General features: G+C 72.7%; 14 protein-coding genes and 2 pseudogenes. 7 read left to right on the top strand and 9 right to left on the bottom strand.

The window, feature by feature from the left end:
* The first annotated feature begins 25 nt into the window (after positions 1-25).
* Positions 26-2005: a HEAT repeat domain-containing protein gene (locus EDD90_RS04775; RefSeq protein ID WP_123971901.1), complete on the top strand. Its 1980-nt coding sequence runs from the start codon at positions 26-28 to the stop codon at positions 2003-2005.
* Positions 2006-2040: 35 nt separating this feature from the next.
* On the opposite strand, the gene EDD90_RS04780 is transcribed toward EDD90_RS04775, so the two are convergent.
* A complete protein-coding gene (locus EDD90_RS04780; protein WP_185148935.1) occupies positions 2041-2634 on the bottom strand; it encodes a hypothetical protein in 594 nt (197 codons plus the stop codon).
* 204 nt (positions 2635-2838) lie between these two features.
* Here EDD90_RS04780 and EDD90_RS04785 point away from each other — a divergent pair, with 204 nt between their 5' ends.
* From EDD90_RS04785 to EDD90_RS04800, 4 genes are all read left to right on the top strand, one after another.
* The gene (locus EDD90_RS04785; RefSeq protein ID WP_398924001.1) at positions 2839-4008 is read left to right on the top strand and encodes a WD40/YVTN/BNR-like repeat-containing protein; all 1170 of its coding nucleotides are present in this window, start codon (positions 2839-2841) and stop codon (positions 4006-4008) included.
* A gap of 136 nt (positions 4009-4144) precedes the next feature.
* Positions 4145-4501, top strand: coding sequence for a hypothetical protein (locus EDD90_RS04790; RefSeq protein ID WP_123971904.1), 357 nt, complete (start codon positions 4145-4147; stop codon positions 4499-4501).
* A gap of 163 nt (positions 4502-4664) precedes the next feature.
* Positions 4665-5129, top strand: a complete 465-nt coding sequence (locus tag EDD90_RS04795) for a MarR family winged helix-turn-helix transcriptional regulator (RefSeq protein WP_260327637.1) — start codon at positions 4665-4667, stop codon at positions 5127-5129.
* Positions 5126-6883: an MFS transporter gene (locus EDD90_RS04800; RefSeq protein ID WP_398924004.1), complete on the top strand. Its 1758-nt coding sequence runs from the start codon at positions 5126-5128 to the stop codon at positions 6881-6883. Before EDD90_RS04795 ends, EDD90_RS04800 begins: the two co-directional genes overlap by 4 nt.
* Before the next feature lie 400 nt (positions 6884-7283).
* Here the strand turns inward: EDD90_RS04800 and EDD90_RS04805 are convergent, their stop codons facing one another.
* The 3 genes from EDD90_RS04805 to EDD90_RS04815 all read right to left on the bottom strand — a co-directional run bounded on the left by EDD90_RS04805 (position 7284) and on the right by EDD90_RS04815 (position 12943).
* Complete coding sequence (locus EDD90_RS04805) at positions 7284-9470, bottom strand: RICIN domain-containing protein (protein ID WP_123971905.1); 2187 nt, start codon at positions 9468-9470, stop codon at positions 7284-7286.
* Positions 9471-9520: 50 nt separating this feature from the next.
* Positions 9521-10882 carry a chitinase gene (locus EDD90_RS04810; RefSeq protein WP_123971906.1) on the bottom strand — a complete coding sequence of 454 codons (1362 nt, stop codon included), beginning with the start codon at positions 10880-10882 and terminating at the stop codon, positions 9521-9523.
* Between the two features lie 195 nt (positions 10883-11077).
* Positions 11078-12943 carry an ABC transporter ATP-binding protein gene (locus tag EDD90_RS04815; RefSeq protein WP_123980888.1) on the bottom strand — a complete coding sequence of 622 codons (1866 nt, stop codon included), beginning with the start codon at positions 12941-12943 and terminating at the stop codon, positions 11078-11080.
* A 213-nt stretch (positions 12944-13156) separates the two neighbouring features.
* Between EDD90_RS04815 and EDD90_RS04820 the strand changes: the two genes are divergently transcribed.
* Together EDD90_RS04820 and EDD90_RS04825 are read left to right on the top strand one after the other, a co-directional pair.
* Positions 13157-14140, top strand: coding sequence for a lysylphosphatidylglycerol synthase transmembrane domain-containing protein (locus tag EDD90_RS04820; RefSeq protein WP_260327639.1), 984 nt, complete (start codon positions 13157-13159; stop codon positions 14138-14140).
* A 31-nt stretch (positions 14141-14171) separates the two neighbouring features.
* Positions 14172-14936, top strand: coding sequence for a crotonase/enoyl-CoA hydratase family protein (locus EDD90_RS04825; protein WP_123971908.1), 765 nt, complete (start codon positions 14172-14174; stop codon positions 14934-14936).
* A gap of 1 nt (position 14937) precedes the next feature.
* On the opposite strand, the pseudogene EDD90_RS04830 reads toward EDD90_RS04825, so the two are convergent.
* The 5 genes and pseudogenes from EDD90_RS04830 to EDD90_RS04850 form a co-directional block, all read right to left on the bottom strand.
* Positions 14938-15879, bottom strand: a pseudogene (locus EDD90_RS04830) (NAD(P)/FAD-dependent oxidoreductase); the annotation flags it as partial.
* A gap of 74 nt (positions 15880-15953) precedes the next feature.
* Complete coding sequence (locus EDD90_RS04835; RefSeq protein WP_123971909.1) at positions 15954-17339, bottom strand: FAD-dependent oxidoreductase; 1386 nt, start codon at positions 17337-17339, stop codon at positions 15954-15956.
* Entirely contained in the window at positions 17336-18763 is a 1428-nt protein-coding gene (locus tag EDD90_RS04840; protein ID WP_123971910.1) for an FGGY family carbohydrate kinase, read from the bottom strand. The genes EDD90_RS04835 and EDD90_RS04840 overlap by 4 nt, the downstream gene beginning before the upstream one ends.
* 85 nt (positions 18764-18848) lie before the next feature.
* The gene (locus tag EDD90_RS04845; protein WP_398924008.1) at positions 18849-19388 is read right to left on the bottom strand and encodes a cation:proton antiporter; all 540 of its coding nucleotides are present in this window, start codon (positions 19386-19388) and stop codon (positions 18849-18851) included.
* A gap of 121 nt (positions 19389-19509) precedes the next feature.
* A pseudogene (locus tag EDD90_RS04850) lies at positions 19510-20013 on the bottom strand (cytochrome P450); the annotation flags it as partial.
* Positions 20014-20128: the final 115 nt, after the last annotated feature.

The following is a 20128-nucleotide window of genomic DNA, read 5'->3' on the forward strand; positions in this document are numbered from 1 at the left end:
GTGGTACTCGCCTGGGGAGGACAACGTGTTCACGGGGATCGACGAGGTCGACTGGGCCTCGCTGCGGCACGCTCACGGCAGCGCGGCGGACGTACCCGGTCTGCTGCGGGGACTCGCTTCGGCGGACGCGGCCGAACGGGAGGTCGCGCTCGACGAGTTGTACGGCTCGGTGCACCACCAGGGGAATGTGTACGACTCGACGCTGGCCTGCGTCCCGTTCCTGTTCGCGCTGGCGTCCCGTACGGAGGTGCAGGACCGGGCCGCCGTGGTCGAACTGCTGGTCAGCATCGGCGCGGAGAGTGCGGGTCCCCTGGCGCGGGCCGCCGTTCGCGCGGGTGCCGAGGCGTTCGTACCGCTGGCCGACGACGCGTGCCCCGGGGTGCGGCGGGCGGCGGCCGGGGCGCTGGTCCGGTTCCTCGACGAACCGGCCCGCGTGCTGGAGGTGTTGCGCCGGCGCATCGCGGTCGAGCGTGACGAGCGGGTGCTGCCTGCCCTGACCGCGGCCCTCGGCCTTTTCGTACAGGACCGTCCGGCTCAGGCGGCGGGGGCGGTGGACCTGCTGGCCGCGCAGAGCGAGCCGCCGTACGCCCCGGGGATTCGGCTCGCCGCGCTCGGTCAGCTGGCCCTCTGTGCGCCGGAGCGGCTGCCCGACGACCTGGTGCCGACGGTGATCCGGCTGCTCAGGGACCGGTCCGGGCGGCGCGCCGCGGGTCCGGACCGGACCGACGCGGACACCCTCGTCGGCCGGATACGGCGGCTGCGGCCGTCGGACGAGGAGGGTTCGTATCTGCTGCGCACCCTGCACCGGGCGCTGGACGACCGGGTGACCGACCGGATCGCCCTGCTCGTGGGCCAGTTGAACAGCCCGGACGCGATGGACCGCTGCAACGCCGTGTGGATGTCGGCGGGGCTGTTCCGTGAGTGGCGGGCGGACTTCAGCGCGCCCGTCGCCCTGATCGGCGCTCAACTGTGCTGCGAAGAGGACCGGTTGCGCGACGCGGCGGTCTCGGTGCTCGCGGAGCTGTTCGGGGTGGCCGCGCCCGCCGCCGACGAGTTGCACGCGCTGGTGATCGCCCGGCCCGACCTGTGGGTGCACGCCTGGGAGCGCGGCAGACCCTCGCTGGGCGGCCCGCTCAAGGCGCTTGCCAGAAGCGGTGACCGGCGCGCGGTGCCGGTCCTGGCCCAGTTGCTGGCGGGGTCGGTGGTGCCCGGCGGCCTGGGCTTCGAGGTGGTCCGGCTGGGCCGGGCGGCCGCCCCGCTCGCCCCCGCGCTGCGGCGTCGACTCGGCCGGGTCCCGCTGGACTCGCCGGAGGCCGCCGAACTCGCCGCTCCGCTGCTGACGGCGCTCACCGCGCTCCAGGACACCGCGGCGGTGCCCGAGGTGCTGCGGCTGCTGCGCGGCGCACCGGCCGGGCTGGGCGCCCGGGACGCCCTCGTCGGGCAGGCGGTACGCACGCTCGACGCTCTGGGGACGGCCGCCCGGGCGGCGGCGCCGGTCCTGCGCCGGCTCCTGGACACCCGGCACGCGGCCGTGGCGGCGGGGGCCCTGTGGTCCGCGGAGGGTGACGTGGACGTCGTACTGCCGGTGCTGATACGGGAGTTGACGCTCGGCCGCAGCCGCAGTGCCCGGACGGCGGCCGAACAGCTGGGGCGGCTGGGAGCCGCCGCGCGGGACGCGCTGCCCGCGCTGCACGAGCTGGCCGGATCGGGCAGGGTGTGGGAACGGGTCGCGGCGGCACAGGCGTTGTGGCGGATCGAGGGCGATCCGGAGCCCGTGCTGCCGGTGTTCCGGTCCGCCTGGTCGCAGAACCCGTACACGCGCGGCGCGATCGCCGGATACCTGGCCGCACTGGGCCCGGCGGGCGCTGCGCTGCACGACCTGGTGACGGCCGAACTCGCCGCCGCCCGACGGCACACGGCGCGGCCGGGCGGGTACGGCAGCCACGACATCGCCCAGGACGAGCGGCTGCTCGCCGACTGCCGGACGGCGCTGGCGAGTCGGTGACCGTCGAACCGGGCAGCGCCGCCCTCGCCCGGTCGTCAGCCGGTCATCCGGCCCCACTGCGGACCGAGCCGTGCCCACTCCGCGTCCCAGCGGTCCATCCGCCGCCGCTCCAGCCGGCCGCGCACGACGAGCCCGGCGACGAACGGGACGGCGGCCGCGCTCAGCCCGACCAGGCCGCCGATGAGCGCGGACCTGAGGTGGGCCTCGGAGGCGGTGGCCGGCCGGGTGACGAGGTGGCCCTGCGGGTCCGTCCAGACGGTGACCGGGGTACCGACCTTGCTGCCGGCCGCGACCCGGGCCTGGCCGCTGTGCGCGGAGCCGTCGGCGACGGTCCAGCCCACCCTCGCCCAGACCCGCTCACCACCGGGGGATTGGGAGTGCGCCCCGGACACCCCCGGTGCCTTGTCCACGACATGGGCCACGACAGGGTGCCAGTCGACGCGCTCGCGGGCCAGTCCGTCCTCGACCGACCGGGCCGCCGCGAGCCCGGCGAGCACCCCGGCCAGGAAGGTGAACAGCCAGGCGCCGAGCAGCACCCAGGCCTCCACCGTGTCGGCCCGGCGCTTCAGCGGGTTGCTCCGCCAGCGCCACAACCAGACCTTCGGACCACGGAACGCCTTCAAAGGCATCCTCCTCACGCGCGCACGGACAGCCCGGACCGCCCTCCCATACGGGAGAGGCCGCCCCGTTGCTCACGGCGAACCTCCGAGTCGACGGTCGCACGACCGACCCCGCTCGCGCAGGCGTCTTCCGGAACGCGTTCCGCCCCCTCGTTCGACCGGCCGACACGACGGTTCCGACCTGCGCCGACACGAACACGGGGGTGGCTGTCAGTGGCGGGGTGCAGACTGGCCGATATCGGAGCGACGGCTGTTCGGAGCGACGGCTGTGACGAAGACGTCATGGAGGTGATCGGCATGACCGAGGTACTGCTCGCCGTGGGAACCCGCAAAGGCCTGTTCCTGGGGCGGCGGCGAGGTGGCGCCTGGGAGTTCGACGAGAGTCCCTGCTTCAACGCGCAGGCGATCTACTCGGTGGCCGTCGACACCCGGGGCGAGCGGCCCCGGTTGCTGGCGGGCGGCGACAGCGCGCACTGGGGGCCGTCGGTGTTCCACTCCGACGACCTGGGCCGCACCTGGACCGAACCGGCCCGGCCCGCCGTCAAGTTCCCCAAGGACACCCGCGCCTCGCTGGAGCGGGTCTGGCAGCTGCACCCGGCCGCCGCCGAACCGGACGTCGTGTACGCGGGCACGGAACCGGCCGCGCTGTACCGCTCCGAGGACCGCGGGGAGAGCTTCGGCCTGGTCCGGCCGCTGTGGGAGCACCCCACGCGCGACAAGTGGGTGCCGGGCGGCGGCGGTGAGGGGCTGCACACCGTCGTCACCGACCGGCGCGACCCCGAGGCGGTGACGGTGGCCGTGTCGACGGCCGGCGTGTTCCGCACCACCGACGGCGGCGCGAGCTGGGCACCGTCCAACCGCGGTGTCTCCGCGGTCTTCCTGCCGGACCCGAACCCGGAGTTCGGCCAGTGCGTGCACAAGATCGCCCAGGACGCGGGCAGTCCGGACCGGCTGTACCTGCAGAACCACTGGGGGGTGTACCGGAGCGACGACGCGGGCGCGCACTGGACCGACATCGGCGCCGGCCTGCCGTCCACGTTCGGTTTCGCGGCGGCCGCCCATCCGCACCGCGCGGGGACGGCGTACGTCTTCCCGATCAACGCGGACGCGGACCGAGTGCCCGCCCAGCGCCGGTGCCGGGTGTTCCGCACGGCCGACGCGGGCCGTACCTGGGATCCGCTGTCGGCGGGGCTGCCCCCGGAGGACCACTACGGCACGGTGCTGCGCGACGCGCTCTGCACGGACGACGCGGACCCGGCCGGGGTGTACTTCGGCAATCGCAACGGCGAGGTGTTCGCCTCGGCGGACGACGGCGACAGCTGGCGTCAGCTGGCCTCCCATCTGCCGGACGTGCTGTGCGTCCGCGCGGCGGTCGTCGCCTGAGCTCCGGGTCCGGGAGGGAGGGGGTATCCGTCGCCGGCGCCCACGGGTGCGTCCCTGAGGGCGGCCAGGAGGCCCGGGCGGTGTCGGCCCAGTTCCGGGAGTTCCACAGGCCGGCCACGCGCTCGGCCTGTTCGAAGTGCTCCCGGGCCTCGTTCCCGCGGCCGGGGAGCGCGGCGAGTTCCCCGAGGGACTGTGCCACGGGCCGCAGGGCGACGCAGAGGCTCGCGGCCCCGGCCACCTCGTCCCGGAGGGGCAGCAGCGGCGGATGGAGCCGGGCGGCTTCGGCCCGGTCGTCGAGGGCGACGACAAGGGCGGCCCGCAGCGTCGCCCGTATGGAGAAGGAGAAGTCGCGGCGCAGGGGGATGCGCTCGGCGTACACCTCCCGGGCGCCTTCCGCGTCGCCGGCGGCGAGCAGGGTGAGGGCGGTGAGCGCTTCGCTCACGGGCCGGACCAGCTGGTACGCGGCCAGTACCGCGACCTTCAGGGGGCCTGAGGACGCATATGTCGACCATGGTGCGGCGATCCCAGGGCAGCCAGGGCCGGGGGACGGAGGAGACGCCTGGCGTGCCCTCGGTCCTGTGGCGTGCCCTCAGTTCGGAAGTATTTACTAATGACCGGTTGAGCAGTTCAGACTGATAAATCTAGTGTTAGTAGATGTGAGGACAGACATAGCCGCCGACGGCGGCACCAGTGGTCTGAGCGGTGTCACGCGGCTCGCGTCCGATCTCCGGCTCGCGGTGGGCCGTATGACGCGGCGACTGCGACAGGCGCACGCCGTGGGGGACGTGTCGCTCTCGGGGGTGTCCGTGCTCGCGCGGCTCGCCGCCGACGGGCCCGACTCCCCGACGTCCCTCGCCGAGATGGAGCGGGTACGGCCGCAGGCCATGGCGAGCACCCTCGCCGGGCTCGAACAGCGCGGGCTGGTCCGGCGTACCCGCGATGCCAGGGACGGGCGGCGGAGCATCGTGGCCGTCACCGAGGACGGGCGGGCCATGCTCGCCGAGCGGCGCACCGAATCGGTCCAGCGGCTCGCGGCCGCCCTCGACGAGTTCTCCGCCGAGGAGCGCGCGACGCTCGCGGCGGCCCTTCCGCTCCTCGACCGGTTGGCGGAACGGCTGTGAGCGCGCGCCCGCGGCCCGGCTCCCCGCGCTCGGCCCGCCGCCAGGACACCCCGGTGGGGCCGGGCTACAAGTGGGTCGCGCTGTCGAACACCACCCTCGGCGTGCTGATCGCCACGATGGACGCGTCGATCGTGATCATCTCGCTGCCGGCGATCTTCCGCGGCATCGGCCTCGATCCGCTCGCGCCCGGCAACATCGGCTATCTGCTCTGGATGATCCTGGGGTACCTGCTGGTCTCCGCCGTGCTGGTCGTCGTCCTCGGGCGGCTCGGCGACATGTTCGGGCGGGTGAAGATCTACAACCTGGGCTTCCTGATCTTCGCGTGTGCCTCGGTCGCGCTGTCGCTCGATCCGTTCCGGGCGGGGGCGGGTGCCCTGTGGCTGATCCTCTGGCGAATCGTGCAGGCCTTCGGCGGGTCCATGCTCACCGCCAACTCGGCCGCGATCCTCACCGACGCGTTCCCGGCCCGGCAGCGCGGCATGGCGCTGGGCATCAACCAGATCACGGCGCTGGCCGGCCAGTTCCTCGGTCTGCTCGCGGGCGGTCTGCTCGCCGCCGTCGACTGGCGGGCGGTGTTCTGGGTGAGCGTCCCGGTCAGCATCACCGGGACCGTGTGGTCGTACCTGAGCCTGCGGGAGACCTCGACGGGCCGGCCGGGCCGGATCGACTGGCTGGGCAACCTCACCTTCGCGGCGGGTGCCGGCATCCTGCTGGCCGGCATCACCTACGGCATCCAGCCCTACGGCGACAGCGCCACCGGCTGGGGCAACCCGTGGGTGCTCGCCGGCCTGACCGGCGGTGTCGTCCTGCTGCTGGCCTTCTGTGTCATCGAGACCCGGGTCGCCGAACCCATGTTCGACCTGGCCCTCTTCAGGAACCGGGCGTTCGCGGCCGGCAATGTGGCCGCCCTGCTGACCGCGATCGCGCGCGGCGGGCTGCAGTTCATGCTCATCATCTGGCTGCAGGGCATCTGGCTCCCGCTGCACGGCTACGACTTCGCGGACACCCCGCTGTGGGCCGGCATCTTCATGCTGCCGCTCACCCTCGGTTTCCTCGTCGCGGGTCCGGTCTCCGGCTATCTGTCGGACCGGTTCGGCGCCCGGTTCTTCTCCACGGCGGGGCTGGTCGTGGTCATGGCGTCCTTCCTGGGGCTGCTGGCGCTGCCCGTCGACTTCGACTACGGGCTGTTCGCGGCGCTGCTGCTGCTCAACGGCCTGGGCCAGGGCATGTTCTCCGCGCCGAACACGTCCTCCATCATGGGCAGCGTGCCGGCCGAGTACCGGGGCGTCGCCTCGGGCATGCGCTCGACCTTCCAGAACTCCGGTACGGCCCTGTCCATCGGGGTGTTCTTCTCGCTGATGGTCTCCGGGCTCGCGTCCTCCCTCCCGGAGACCCTGAAGAACGGGCTCGTGGCGCACGGCGTGCCGGCCCAGTCCGCCGCGCACGCCGCGTCACTGCCGCCGGTCAGCACGCTGTTCGCGACGTTCCTCGGCAACAACCCCGTCGAGCACCTGCTCGCCTCCGAGGGCGTCCTCGGCCGGGTGAGCAGCGCCCAGCGGTCCGTCCTGACCGGCCACACCTTCTTCCCCCAGCTGGTCTCCGGTCCCTTCCACCACGGCCTGGGCATCGTCTTCGGCGTGGCCGCGGGCATGGCCCTGGTATCCGCCGTGGCCTCCGCGCTGCGCGGCGGTCACCGTGCCGTCGACGAACGCCGCTCCCCCGCCGCGAAGGTCACCGTGCGTTCGAAGCGGTGAGGACCCGGTCCGGGGCCGGCGGCCGCGTGCGGAAGCGGACGCCGGTCGCGTGCTGGACGGCGTCGCCGAAGGCGGCTGGGTCCCCGGCGGATCAGAGCGGGGCGGGCACCGGGGCGGGCGGTGAAGGCCTGGACGGCCTCCTCGACTGAGCGGGCATGGACGTGGTCGAAGGACCTCACGGGATCACGTCCCCCGCTGCATCGACGATGCGGCGGGGGGTTCGCCGTCGGCCCGGAGGGTGGTTCCGGGGCGCTGGATGTCGCTGCCCATGACGTGCCTGATTTCCGGAGAGCCCGTACTCCTGCTTTTCCGCAGTACCCAGGTCACGCCGTCCCACACCTGCGGTCACCGCGAGCGGCCGTGGGTGGCCCGGCGTGTCCGCCGGGCCACCCGCGTCCGGTCACGGGTAGGAGGTCAGGTCCGCCACGTTGGTCGACGAGTTCGACGGGCCTGCGGAGTTGTTGATGACGTGGGTGATGGTGCCGGTGCCGCCGAGGGAGACCGTCACCATGTCGGTGAAGCGCACGTTCGAGTTGTTCGGTGCCTCGATGGCGTGCGCGGCGACCACGCTCGGGTTGACGTTGAAGTAGCAGTAGCTGCCGAGGCCGTACGCCTGGTGGCTGGTGACCGAGTCGGCGACCTTGTAGGCCGCGTAGCCCTGGGTCGAGCCGTTCATCCAGGCCGCCTGGTTGGGCGGGTCGTACGGCATCTCGTTCTGGTAGAAGTACGTGCGGCCGCCGTTGCCGTTCCAGATCGTCTGGTACTTCTGGAAGTGCTCGACGAACAGGCCGTACATGGTGACGTTGTCGCCGTTGACGACCAGGCCGGTGTCGGCGGTGTTGCTGGTCCAGCCGACTCCGCTGCCGTGGTCGGCGCGCCAGATCCACATGTGGTCGCCGATGACGTTGTCGCTGTTGACGACCAGGCCAGCGGTGGCCTTGCCGACGCCCGCGCCGCCGACGCGGAAGTACACGTCGTGCAGCGAGGTCGGGTCGGCCGCGTGCGAGGCCGAGGAGCCGCTGGGGCCGACCTCCACCAGGGTTGAGGAGTTGGTGGTACCGGCGTCGAAGAGCAGGCCCGCGATCTGGACGCCGTCGACGTCGGCGACCTTCATGGCGGTGATGCCGTTGTCCGGGACGAAGGTGGCGAGGCCGAGGCCGAGTACCACGGTGCCGGCGCGGTTGATCTGCAGGGTCTGGTCGAGGTGGTAGACACCGGGGGTGACCAGGAGGTTCTTGCCCGCCGTGAGGGCCGCGTTGATCTGGGAGGCGGTCGCCCCCGGCTTCACGACGTAGAAGCTGTCCAGGGAGAGTGAGGTGCCGGCGGCGGAACCCGAACTCCAGCTGGTGCCGGTGGAGTTGGAGCGCGCCGACGGCACGAACACCAGATAGTTGCCGGAGCCGTCGACGTACAGGAACGGCTTCTCACGGGTCACCGGGCTCTGCGCCACCGTGGTGTACGGCGGGCTGGGGAAGCTGGTGGACGGGACGCCCGTGCTGCCGACGAAGACCATGTTCCAGTTGGAGCCGGTCCAGCTGCCGAGCTGTGAGTTGCGGGTCAGCCACTGCTGCTGGGTGCCGGAGTTGACCTGCCCGTTGATCTGGCTGTCGGCGATCAGACCGCCGCTGGACCAGCCGCCGTCGTCCAGGGCGAGGCCGCCCCGCAGATGCATCCGGCGGTAGGCCGATGCCTGCGAGACCGCCCAACGGTCGCTGCCGCCGGTCGGGTTGACGGAGAGGTTCTCCGCGCCGCGCCAGAAGTTCTGCGTGGCGTTGCCCTGGAACCAATCGGCCTCCGCGTGCACCGCGCCGTTGATGGAGACCGCGTCGGGCGACAGACCGAGACCGAGGACCTGGGTGTAGAAGCCGACGTTGACGTCGGCGCTGTAGGCACCGGGCTTGAACATCACGGCGTAGCGCTGGGAGCCGAACTGGTTCGTCTCCTGCTGCGAGAAGATCGAGTCCAGCTTGCTCTGGATCGTCGAGGCCGACATCGACGGGTCGAAGATGACCACGTTGGAGCCGAGGTCCGGGTTGCTGGACTGGGTGACCGGGACGACCTGGAAACGCTGGGCGTTGGTGCCGTTGCAGGTGTACTGCACGAACTGCACGCTGTCGGCGGTCGAGGCGCTCGGGTCGTCGAGGCACTTGCCGCTGTTGCGGTTGACGAAGTGGTAGGCGCCGCCGCCGTCGTCGACCGGCAGCCACTGTTGGTTGTTGCCGCCGCCGTAGGTCCACAGCTGCACGGTCGCGCCGTCGGCCGTGGAGACGCCGGTGACGTCCAGGACCTCGTTCGCGTTGTTGCCGTTGTTGATCCGGACGTAGCCGTCGCTGGTGGAGGTGAAACTCCACTGCTGGGCGGTGGTGTTGTTGCAGGTGTACTGCTGGACGACGGTGCCGTCGGCGGTGGCGGCCGCCTTGGCGTCCACGCACCTGCCGCTCGCCGCGTTGAGCAGCGTGACGTTGCCGGTGGGCAGCGTGGCGGCGGACGCGGGCGAGGAGGCGCCCGCCGCGGTCAGCAGGGAGGCGGCGACAACGGCCACCGCAGCGGCGGCCGTTGGTCTGCGCCGCCGGGGAAGGCGAAGCACGGGTTCTCCTAAGGACGAGAAGTACGAGGAGTGCGAGCGAGGTGGGGGGGTCAGCCCGTGTACCCGGCGAAGACGCGCGTGTAGTCCCAGTTCGACTGGCTCACGCCGGAGCAGCTGTCGGCGGAGCCGCCGGTGCAGGGTCGGTCGCGGTTGGCGGACCAGAAGGTGAGGCGGGCCAGGTGGTGCTGCTGGGCGTAGGCGAGGATGGTCCGGAAGTCGGCGACCGTGACGGTCTCGTTGTTGTCGGTGATGCCGTTCATGGACGAGATGCCCATGTCCCGGTAGGCCGTGTCGTCGCTGTAGCCGTACGCGTTCTTCAGCGCGTTCTTGAGCCCCTCGGCCGCCTGGGTGGTGAGGTTGCCCATGTTCTGCCCGGCGCCGCCGAAGTCGAAGGGCATGATGGCCCAGGCGTCGACGCTCAGTCCGGAGGACGCGGCCCGGTTGATCAGACTGGTGTCGGGGCCGCTCTGGCCGGTGCCGATGGTGATGTACACCTTCAGGCCGGAGTTGTTGGCCTTCACGGTCTTCAGCGCGTCCACGACCCGCTGCTGCACGGTGGCGCTGCTGTAGGCGTCGGCCTCCAGGTCGATGTCTATGGCTCTGAGCCCGCCATAGGCGTTGATGACCTTCTGGTAGGCCGCCGCCAGCTCGCCCGCGCTGGAGCAGGAGCTCTCCAGCTTGTTGCCGCTGTAGCCGCCGAACGACGGGATGACGTCACCGCCGTTGGCACGCACGGTGTTGATGGTGCTCTGGTCGACGCCGCCGGTCAGCGCCCGGCTGCCGTCCCACTGCGGGTTGCAGTAGCCGTTGCTGAGGACGAACGCGAGCGTGTAGTACTTCACGCCGGTCGCGTTGGTGATGGTGGTCGGGCTCGGCGGGTCGCCCCAGCCGTTGTACAGGTACGGCGCCACGGCCATCGGCGAGGACGGGGTGGTCCCGCCGCCGGCCGCGGGCGCGGTCCACTTCTGGTTGGCGCCGCCGCCGCAGCTCCAGATCTGAATCCGGGTGGCGTTCGCGGAGTTGTTGTCCGTGACGTCCATGCACTTGTTCGCCTGGGGGTTGACGATGTCGTGCGCGGAGGTGACCGTCCACTGCTGGTTGGCGCCGCCGCTACAGCTCCACAGCTGCAGCTTGGCGCCGTCGGCGGTCGAATTGCCGGTCACGTCGAGGCACTTGCCGAGGGCGCGGATGGTGCCGTCGCTGCCGACGGTCCACTGCTGGGCCGAGGTGCCGTTGCAGTCGTAGAGCTGGACGGCGGTGCCGTCGGCGGAGTTGGCGCCAGCGACGTCGAGGCACTTGCCGGCGAGGCCGGTGATGGTGCCGGTGTCGGCCTGCGCGGGAACGGCGGTGAGCAGACCGGCCGATACGGTCAGGGCGGCTATGGCTACAGCCGCGGGCAGAGGTCTGGCCATTGCGGGGGTGGCCTTTCACGCGGGGGGATGCCACTCGGTATGTGCTCAACGCCGGTGTTGTCACCGGGCGTTGAGCACATCCGTGAGGCTTTGTTTAAGGCGTGAAGCTAAAGGTCCGGACCACTGCCGTCAAGTGGGGGAGCGCTCCCCCGTGCGGAATCACAGAAAAATGTGACGCGTACATGAACTCCCCGGTCAGGGTGTCGCCACCGCCGTGAACTGGGTGCGGTGCAGTTCGGCGTACCGGCCGTCCGCCGCGAGGAGTTCCTCGTGGGTGCCGTGTTCCACGATCTGTCCGGCCTCGACCACCAGGATCTGGTCGGCGGCCCGGACGGTGGAGAGCCGGTGGGCGATGACCACCGCCGTACGCCCCTCCAGCGCCTCGGCCAGGGCCTCCTGGACGGCCGCCTCCGAGGTGTTGTCGAGATGGGCGGTGGCCTCGTCGAGGATGACCACCCGCTGGCGGGCCAGCAGCAGCCGGGCGATGGTCATCCGCTGACGCTCGCCGCCGGACAGCCGGTAGCCGCGCTCGCCGACAACCGTGTCCAGCCCGTCGGGCAGCGACCGTACGACCTCGTCGAGGCGGGCGCGGCCGAGGGCCTCCCACAACTCCTCGTCCGTGGCGGCCGGTCGGGCGAGGAGCAGGTTGGCGCGGACGGTGTCGTGGAAGAGGTGGCCGTCCTGGGTGACCATGCCGAGGGTGGCGCGCAGCGAACCGGCGGTCAGGTCGCGGACGTCGACGCCACCGATACGGACGGCGCCCTCGTCCACGTCGTACAGCCGCGGCAGCAGTTGCGCGATGGTGGACTTGCCGGCGCCGGAGGAGCCCACCAGGGCGACGGTCTGACCGGGTTCGGCGCGGAAGGAGATGCCGTGCAGGACCTCGGCGCCGCCGCGCGAGTCGAGGACGGCGACCTCCTCCAGGGAGGCGAGGGAGACCTGGTCCGCGGCCGGGTAGGCGAAACGGACGTCCTCGAACTCGACGGCCACCGGGCCCTCGGGGACCTCGCGGGCGTCCGGCTTCTCCTCGATCAGGGGCAACAGGTCGAGCACTTCGAAGACCCGCTCGAAGCTGACCAGTGCGCTCATCACCTCGACGCGGGCCCCGGCGAGCGCGGTGAGCGGGGCGTACAGGCGGGTCAGCAGCAGGGCGAGGGAGACGACGGCGCCCGCCGCCAGGGTGCCGCGCAGGGCGAACCAGCCGCCGAGGCCGTAGACCAGGGCGAGGGCCAGCGAGGAGACCAGGGTCAGCGCGGTCATGAACACCGACTGGGCGGTGGCGGTGCGCACACCGATGTCCCGGACCCGGGCGGCGCGCGCCGTGAACTCCGCCGACTCCTCCTCGGGGCGGCCGAAGAGCTTGATCAGGGTGGCGCCGGGAGCGGAGAACCGCTCGGTCATGCGGGTGCCCATGTCGGCGTTGAGCGCGGCGGCCTCGCGCTGCATGCGGGCCATCCGGCCGCCCATCCGGCGGGCGGGCACCACGAACACCGGCAGCAGCACCAGCGCGAGAAGGGTGATCTGCCAGGACAGGGTGAGCATCACCGCGAGCGTGAGCACCAGCGTGACCAGGTTGCTGACCACGCCGGACAGGGTGCCCGCGAAGGCGCGCTGGGCGCCGATGACGTCGTTGTTGAGACGACTGACCAGCGCTCCCGTACGAGTGCGTGTGAAGAACGCGACGGGCATGCGCTGCACATGATCGAACACAGCCGTTCGCAGGTCGAGGATGAGTCCCTCCCCGAGCGTCGCCGAGAGCCGCCGCCCGAGCACCCCGAGGGCCGCCTCCACGACCGCGACGAGCGCGATCAGCAGCGAAAGCCGTACGACCGTGCCGGTGTCGTGCCCCGACACGATCGCGTCGACGACATGGCCGGCGAGGACGGGGGTGGCGACGGCGAGCAGGGCGGTGACCACCCCGAGCAGGACGAAACGGATTATGCCCGCGCGGTGCGGGCGGGCGAAGGCGGCGATGCGGCGCAGCGTGGCCCGGTCGAAGGGGCGCCGCTCCTGCTGGGCGGTCATCACGCTGTGCAGCTGCATCCAGGCGGTGGTCTCCATACTCATGGAGAAGAACGTAGAACCTCAAGGTTCGTTGAGGTCAATGTCCGCGCGCCGTCCGCCCGTACGAAGGACCCGATGAGCCGTCGGAAGGCCCCGCCCGGCCCCGTGAAACACCAGCTGGAGCTCCCCCCTCAGCCGCTTCCAGGCCGTCATCCCGTGTCTCCTCTTCCGCCACCCGCCGTTGGGTCTGCGCGGAAAACCTCTCCCGGTGTGACAGCGGTAAGAATCCCCGACTTCCGTGAGAGCCGACTCCCCCGGCTCGCCCGCCGCATCCCCGTGCGGCACATGCTCACCCTGATCCCGCTCGTGCTGGTCGCGGTCATCGCGGTGCAGCACCGGCAGGTCCTCGTCGAGGGCTTCGGGCATCTGCGCGCCGCCTCCTGGCCCTGGCTGCTGGCGGCGGGCGGCGCCACCTGTCTGACCTGGGTGGCGGCGGCCTTCACCCGGCAGGGCGCGGTGGTCCAGCAACTGCCCCGCTGGCGGCTGCTGGCGACGCAGCTCGCGGCGGGCTCGGCCAACCACCTGCTGCCGACGGGGCTGGGCTCGGGCGCGGTCAACCTGCGGTTCATGACCGTGTGCGGGGTGCCGCTCGCCACCTCCTCGGCCGCGCTGGCCCTGTACCTGCTCGCCGAGTCGGTGGCCCGGGTGAGCCTGATGGCCGCGCTGTTCTTCGCCTTCCCCGACGCGCTGCGGCTCGACGGCCTGCTCCCCCAGGGGGACGTGGGACCGCTCCTGGCCGTCGTGGGCGCGCTGGCGGCCGTGGCGGTGGCCGTGCTGTTTCTCGTACGACGGGTGCGCGAGCCCGTGTTCCGCTTCGTGCGCACCGCCCTGAGCGAGGCCCGCTCGGTGCACACCCGTCCGTCCCGGGCGCTGGCGCTGTGGGGCGGCTCGCTGGCCTTCCCCGCGCTCCAGGCCCTCGGTCTGGTGGCGGTGGGGCAGGCGCTGGGCCTGTCGGTGCCGCCCACGCACATGGCGCTGGCGTACCTGGCGGCCACGGTCGCCGTCGCTCTGATCCCCACGCCGGGCGGTCTGGGTTCCGTGGAGGCGGCACTGATCGTGGCACTGGTGGCCGCGGGCGCCCCGGTGGCGGTGGCCACGGCCGTCGTCCTCGCGTACCGGATCATCACCGTGTGGGTGCCGTTGCTGCCGGGAGCGCTGACACTGGGGGCGCTGGTGCGGCTGAAGGTCATCTGACGCGGGGTGGCCTTCCTACGGAAGGAAACTCATGCCGGTCCGTCTGGAACGCAAGGGTCATGTCACGACGGTCGTCCTCTCCCGGCCCGAGGTGCGCAACGCGGTGGACGGTCCGACGGCGGCCCGACTGGTCGCCGCCTTCCGGGAGTTCGAGGCGGACGACGAGGCCCGGGTGGCGGTGCTGTGGGGCGAGGGCGGCACGTTCTGCGCGGGCGCGGACCTCAAGGCCATGGGCGGCGAGCACCGCAACCGGGTGGCGGAGGACGGTGACGGCCCGATGGGTCCGACCCGGCTGCGGCTGTCCAAGCCGGTGATCGCCGCGATCGCCGGGCACGCCGTGGCGGGGGGCCTGGAGCTGGCCCTTTGGTGCGATCTGCGGGTCGCCGAGGAGGACGCGGTGTTCGGCGTCTTCTGCCGCCGCTGGGGCGTACCGCTGATCGACGGCGGCACGGTACGGCTCCCCCGGCTGATCGGCACCAGCCGGGCCATGGACATGATCCTCACCGGCCGCCCGGTCGCGGCCGCCGAGGCCTACGAGATGGGCCTGGCCAACCGGGTCGTCCCGGCCGGCCGTTCCCGCGAGGCCGCGGAGGAACTGGCCGAGTCCGTCGCCGGCTTCCCACAGGCCTGTCTGCGCAGTGACCGGGCGTCGGTGCTGGACCAGGAGGGGCTCGACGAGCCGGCGGCGATGGGCGCCGAGATCCGTCATGGCATGGGCGTGCTGGCGCAAGGCCTGGAAGGCGCGGCGCGATTCGCGGCGGGCGCGGGGCGGCACGGCTCCTTCACGGGCGGCTGATCAGCCACTCCAGCACCGCCCGCCCGGCCCGGGCGCCCTCCCGGGTCGCTGTGCGGGTGTCCTGACCGGGCTGCCGCAGACCGCCGGCGGCGAAGACACCCGGGCGGTCGGTGTACGGCCCCCGGGTGAACGTGATCCGGGCCCGGCGGGCGAGTTCGTCCTCGGCGACGAAGTTCCCGGTGAAGACGACCGTGTCGCAGGCGAGCACCCCCGTACGCCCGTCCTCGTGCCGGATCCGGACGCCGGACAGCCGGCCGTGGCCGAGGATCTCGGTGACCGTCGTACGGGTGAGCAGCGGGATACGGGAACGGAGCCGGGCGTCCAGAGCTGCTCCGGCCGAGGCGGCGCGTGGCCGGTCGGTGACCATCGCGACGACCTCGGCGCCCCCGGCCCGCGCGGTCGCGGCGGCCGCGTACGAGACGTCCTCGGCGCCGACCACCACCGCCCGGGTGCCGATCGGCTGCCGGTAGCGGTGCACCGCCTGCTGCAGCTCTCCGCCGGTGCGGACCCCGGCGGGCCGGGTGCCCGGGACCAGCCGTGCGGCGCGGGGGCGTTCGCGGGCGCCGGTGGCGAGCACCACCGCCCGCGCGGTGAGAGTCTCCGGGCCCCGCTCGCCGACGGTGGCGAGGGAGAGCGGGCCGGCCCAGTCCAGGACGGTGACCCCGGTACGGACCACCGCTCCCGCGCGTCCGGCCGCCTCGACGAGCAGCCGGGCGTACGCGGGTCCGGTCAACGGCCGTGTCCAGGTGCCGAATCCGCGGTGGACGCAGTGCCGTGGCACTCCCCCGGCCTGCTGTTCCCGCTCCAGCACTTCCACCCGGCCGGCTCCGGCGGCGGCGAGCCGGGCGGCGGCCGCGAGCCCGGCGGGCCCGGCACCCACGACGAGGACGTCGACCTGGCGGTCGGCGGTAGCCGTGTCCTCCCGGCGGTCGACGCTCGGCACGTGGTCCCGGCCTTCGACGCTCGGCACGTGGTCTCCGCCTTCGGCGGTCATCGCGTGGTCCCGGCGGTCGGCGGTCATCGTGTCGTCCCGGCCCTCTCGAACAAGTCGCTTACGGCGGCCCCGCAGTGGAAGCCCTGGCAGCGTCCCGCCCCGGCCCTGGTGCGGCGGCGCAGACCCGCCGGGCTGTGCGGCGGGATCGTCCCGGCCAGGGCGGCCCGGATCTCGCCGAGGGTCACGCGCTCGCAGTGGCAGACGATGACGTCACCGCCTTGCCGGTAGGGCCGGGGGAAGGCCTCGCCGAGGTTCGGCATGGTGACCGGTTCCAGATCGACGGGGTCCTTCAGGCCCAGCCCCGAGTCCCGCAGCAGACCGGTGACATGGGCGGCGATGGCAAGCGAGGCGGTGAGGCCCGTGGAGCGGATGCCGCCGACGGTGACGTATCCCTGGCCGGGGTGGGCGGAGATGCGGTAGTCGTCGTGCTCGGTGGCCGCGCGCAGCCCGGCGTAGACGGCGGTGACCTCCTCGTCGACGAGGCCGGGCAGGATGCGGCGGCCCTGCGCGCGCAGCGCCGCCAGTCCCTCGGCGGTCGACTGGGTGGCGGTCCTGTCGTCCAGGTCCTCGGCGGTGGGGCCCAGCAGGACGTTGCCGTAGACCGTGGGGGCGACCAGGACGCCCTTGCCGAGGGCGGTGGGCACCGGAAGGAGGATGTGCCGGACCAGGTCGCGGGCGAGCTTGTCGTAGACGATCAGCTGGCCCCGGCGCGGGGTGACGGTGAAGGCGCGGTGGCCCAGGAGCCGGTCGAGGGTGTCGGCGTGCAGGCCGGCCGCGTTGACCAGGTGGCGGGTGTGCAGCGGGCCGCGTGTGGTGGTCAGGGTGTGCACGCCCTCGCGTCGACTCGCCTGCTCCACCCGGGAGTTGAGGTGGAGGTCGACGCCGCCCCGGACCGCCTGGGTGGCGTAGGCGAGGGTGGTGCTCCAGGGGCAGACGATGCTCTCGCCGGGGACGTGCAGGGCACCGAGCGCGCCCGGGCCGAGGCGGGGTTCGCGGGCGTACAGCTCGCTCGCGTCCAACTGGCGGGTGTCGCGGCGGCCGTTGCGTACGGCCTTCGCCGTCAGCTGTGGCAGCGCGGCCAGTTGTTCCGCGTCCCAGGCGACCAGCAGGGCGCCGACCGGCTCGACCGGGATGCCGGACGCGGCCGCGTAGGCGGTGAGAAGCCGGGAGCCCTCGCGGACCAGGCGGGCCTCCAGGGTGCCGGGGTGGGCGTCGAAACCGGTGTGCAGGATGGCGGTGTTGGCCTTGGAGGTGCCCTGGCCGACGTCGTCCTGGGCCTCCAGCAGGGCGACCTCGAGGTGCGGGTGGCGGGCGAGTTCGCGGGCGATCGCGCTGCCGACCACTCCGGCGCCGACGACCGTCACGTCGTACGGGCCGGAGGGCAGCGGCCCTTCGGTGGTGACCGTCATGCCGGCGCTCCTTCGAGGAGCCTGCCGACGGCCGCGCGGAAGGTGCCGAGGCGGTCGGCGGCCTCGGTGGCGGAGATCCGGGGTTCGTAGACGGCGGCCGGTCTGCCGTCCGGCAGGAAGTCGACGGGGTCGGCGCCGAGGTGGGCGAGGGCGCCGACGCCGAGGGCGGTGGCGTCCGGCAGGGTGGACACCTCGACGGGGCGTTGCAGCAGGTCGGCCTGGGTCTGCATGAGGAGGGACGAGCGGGTCAGGCCGCCGTCGACGCGCAGGACGGTGAGCGGGGCGCCCAGGTCGGTGCCGGCGGCTTCGGCGAGCTCCACCACCTGGGCGGCCAGGCCCTCGCAGAGGGCGCGCACCAGATGCCCGGGGCCGGTGTCGAGGCCGAGGCCGGTGAGCGAGCCGCGCAGGTCGCCGCGCCACCAGGGGGCGGCGAGCCCGGCCAGCGCGGGGACGAAGGTGACCCCGCCCGCGTCGGGGACGGTGCCGCCCACCCGGTCGAGGTCACCGGGCCCGGAGATGACACCGATGCCGGTGAGCCAGCGGACGGCGGAGGCGGCCGTGTACACCTGGCCGTCCAGGCAGTAGTCGGTCGTCCCGGCGAGGCGCCAGGCGACACAGCTGACCAGGCCGGAGGTGCCGTGCCGGGGGGTGTCGCCGGTGTGCGCGAGCAGGAACGCCCCGGTGCCGTAGGTGCACTTGGCGCCGCCCGGAGCGGTGATGCGCTGGGCGAGGAGGGCGGCCTGCTGGTCCACGGCGAGGCCGGTGAGCGGGATCTCGTCCCCGAACTCCTTCGTCGTCCCCACGAGTTGGGCGTTGTCGACGATCTCGGGAAGGTCTTCGGCGGAGAGTCCGTAGAGGTCGAGGGCCCGGGGAGACCACTGGACCCGGTCCAGGTCGAGGAGTTGGGTACGGCCGGCGGTGGCGGCGTCGGTGACGTAAGCGCCGGTGAGCCGGTGGACCAGCCAGGCGTCGGTGGTGGTGACCACTCCCCGGGTGGTGAGGTGGCGGCGGATCCAGGCCATCTTGGGTGCGGCGAAGTAGGGGTCGAGCGGGAGGCCGGTGAGGGCACGTAACTCGTCGGAATGCTCGGCGAGTTCGGCGCAGACGCTCTCGGCGCGGCGGTCCTGCCAGACGATCGCGTCGGTGAGCGGGCGCCCGGTACCGGGGTCCCAGGCGAGCACGGTCTCGCCCTGGTTGGCGAGGCCCAGTGCGGTCACGCGTTCACCTGCCTCGGCGAGGGCGCGGCGGCCGGCGACGAGCACCGAGTCGTACAGCTCCCCGGGGTCCGCCTCCACCAGGCCGCCGGGGAGGTTCCGGGGCCGTACGGCGGCGAATCCGGTGCCGATGACGCCCCGTTCGGGGCAGATCACCAGGGCCTTGGTACCGGACGTGCCCTGGTCGACGGCGAGCACCGGACCTGTCATCGAGCCTCCCCTGGCGATCACTCGCGACAGCCTGCCGCCGGGCGGCAGGCTGCGTCAACCGGGCGCGATTCCAGGGGAGTTCGAGTCAGATACGGACCACCTCCTGGCCCTGCTCCGTCGCCGGTCCGGTCCGGGCCCCGGCCGCGTCCCGCCGGTCGAGCCAGGAGAGCACGGGAGCGGTCATCACCGTGGTCACCAGGGCCACGAGCACCAGGGCGGAGAACAGGGCGTCGCTGACGATGCCGGCGGCCAGGCCGACGTTCAGAGCGATGAGCTGCATGAGTCCGCGGGCGTTCATCAGCGCGCCGACGCGGACCGCCACCGACGGCGGTTCGCCCTTCAGGCGGGCCGCCGCCCAGCAGCCGCCGAACTTGCCGGCCACGGCCAGCACCACGGCCGCCACGCCGAACGCCGGCACGGCGCGGTCGGCGAACACGTCGAAGCGGGTGTTGAGGCCGGAGTAGGTGAAGAACATCGGGACGAAGACCACCTGGGTCACCGACTGGGTCGTCCGCACCAGGCGTTCGGCCACCTCGCCCCGGGGCATGGCCATGCCCACGCAGAACGCCCCGGACACCGCGTACAGGTCGATGGTGTCGGTGAACCAGGCGGCGCAGAACAGCACCACGACGGTGCCGAGGAGCCGGGTACCGTAGTCGTAGCCGTAGGCCCGGCCGGAACGATGCGCCGGCCACGCGCGGGACCAGCAGGCAGGGGCCGCGGCTGGGCAGCGAGCGGGTGTGCTCGGCGGACGACTCCAGCCGGAACCGCCGCAGCACCTCCTCGGCCGCGACCCGCATGGTCAGTACGGCGAAACCGCGGGCCGGGCAGGGCCGGTCGGCGGTGACGCCGAACGGGATGGAGGCGGTGGGCCGGGTGTCCTTCGACAGCCGGCGGTCGAGGTCGAAGCGTCCGGCCTCGGTGGTGCCCGAGCCCTGGTACTCGGGGTAGTTGAAGAGCAGGACCGAGCCCGTGGGGATGGCGGGACGGCCGTCGCGCGGAATCTCGTCCGTGGTGATCCGGTGCGCGACGCCGAACAGCGGGAAGTGCTGGAGGGTCTCGTCGATGACGTGGTCGAGGTAGTCGGGGCCTTCCTTCGACCTCAGTCGTTCCTGCACCTGCGGGTGGGTGGCGAGGGCGAGCAGCAGGTGGGCCATGGCCTCGGACATCTGCACCACGGCCGTGTTGAAGAAGGTGCCCTGAAGGTAGTACGCCCGCTCCCGCTCGGTGAGCAGCGCGGGCAGCGGCACCGGCGGCGGGTCGTGGGCGAGGCGCTCGCGCAGGTAGGACGTGAGCCGGGCGCGACGGTCCAGGTGGCGCAGCCGGGTGCACTTCAGGGCGTAGACGGCAAGTTGACAGGTCGGG

This window comes from Streptomyces sp. Ag109_O5-1 (assembly GCF_003814875.1).
Taxonomy (GTDB): domain Bacteria; phylum Actinomycetota; class Actinomycetes; order Streptomycetales; family Streptomycetaceae; genus Streptomyces; species Streptomyces sasae.

Coding starts and splice junctions, on each gene's coding strand:
- EDD90_RS04840 (WP_123971910.1), bottom strand. CDS start 18,763: ATGACAGGTCCGGTGCTCGCCGTCGACCAGGGCACGTCCGGTACCAAG.
- EDD90_RS04810 (WP_123971906.1), bottom strand. CDS start 10,882: ATGGCCAGACCTCTGCCCGCGGCTGTAGCCATAGCCGCCCTGACCGTA.
- EDD90_RS04835 (WP_123971909.1), bottom strand. CDS start 17,339: ATGACGGTCACCACCGAAGGGCCGCTGCCCTCCGGCCCGTACGACGTG.
- EDD90_RS04825 (WP_123971908.1), top strand. CDS start 14,172: ATGCCGGTCCGTCTGGAACGCAAGGGTCATGTCACGACGGTCGTCCTC.
- EDD90_RS04780 (WP_185148935.1), bottom strand. CDS start 2,634: ATGCCTTTGAAGGCGTTCCGTGGTCCGAAGGTCTGGTTGTGGCGCTGG.
- EDD90_RS04815 (WP_123980888.1), bottom strand. CDS start 12,943: ATGGAGACCACCGCCTGGATGCAGCTGCACAGCGTGATGACCGCCCAG.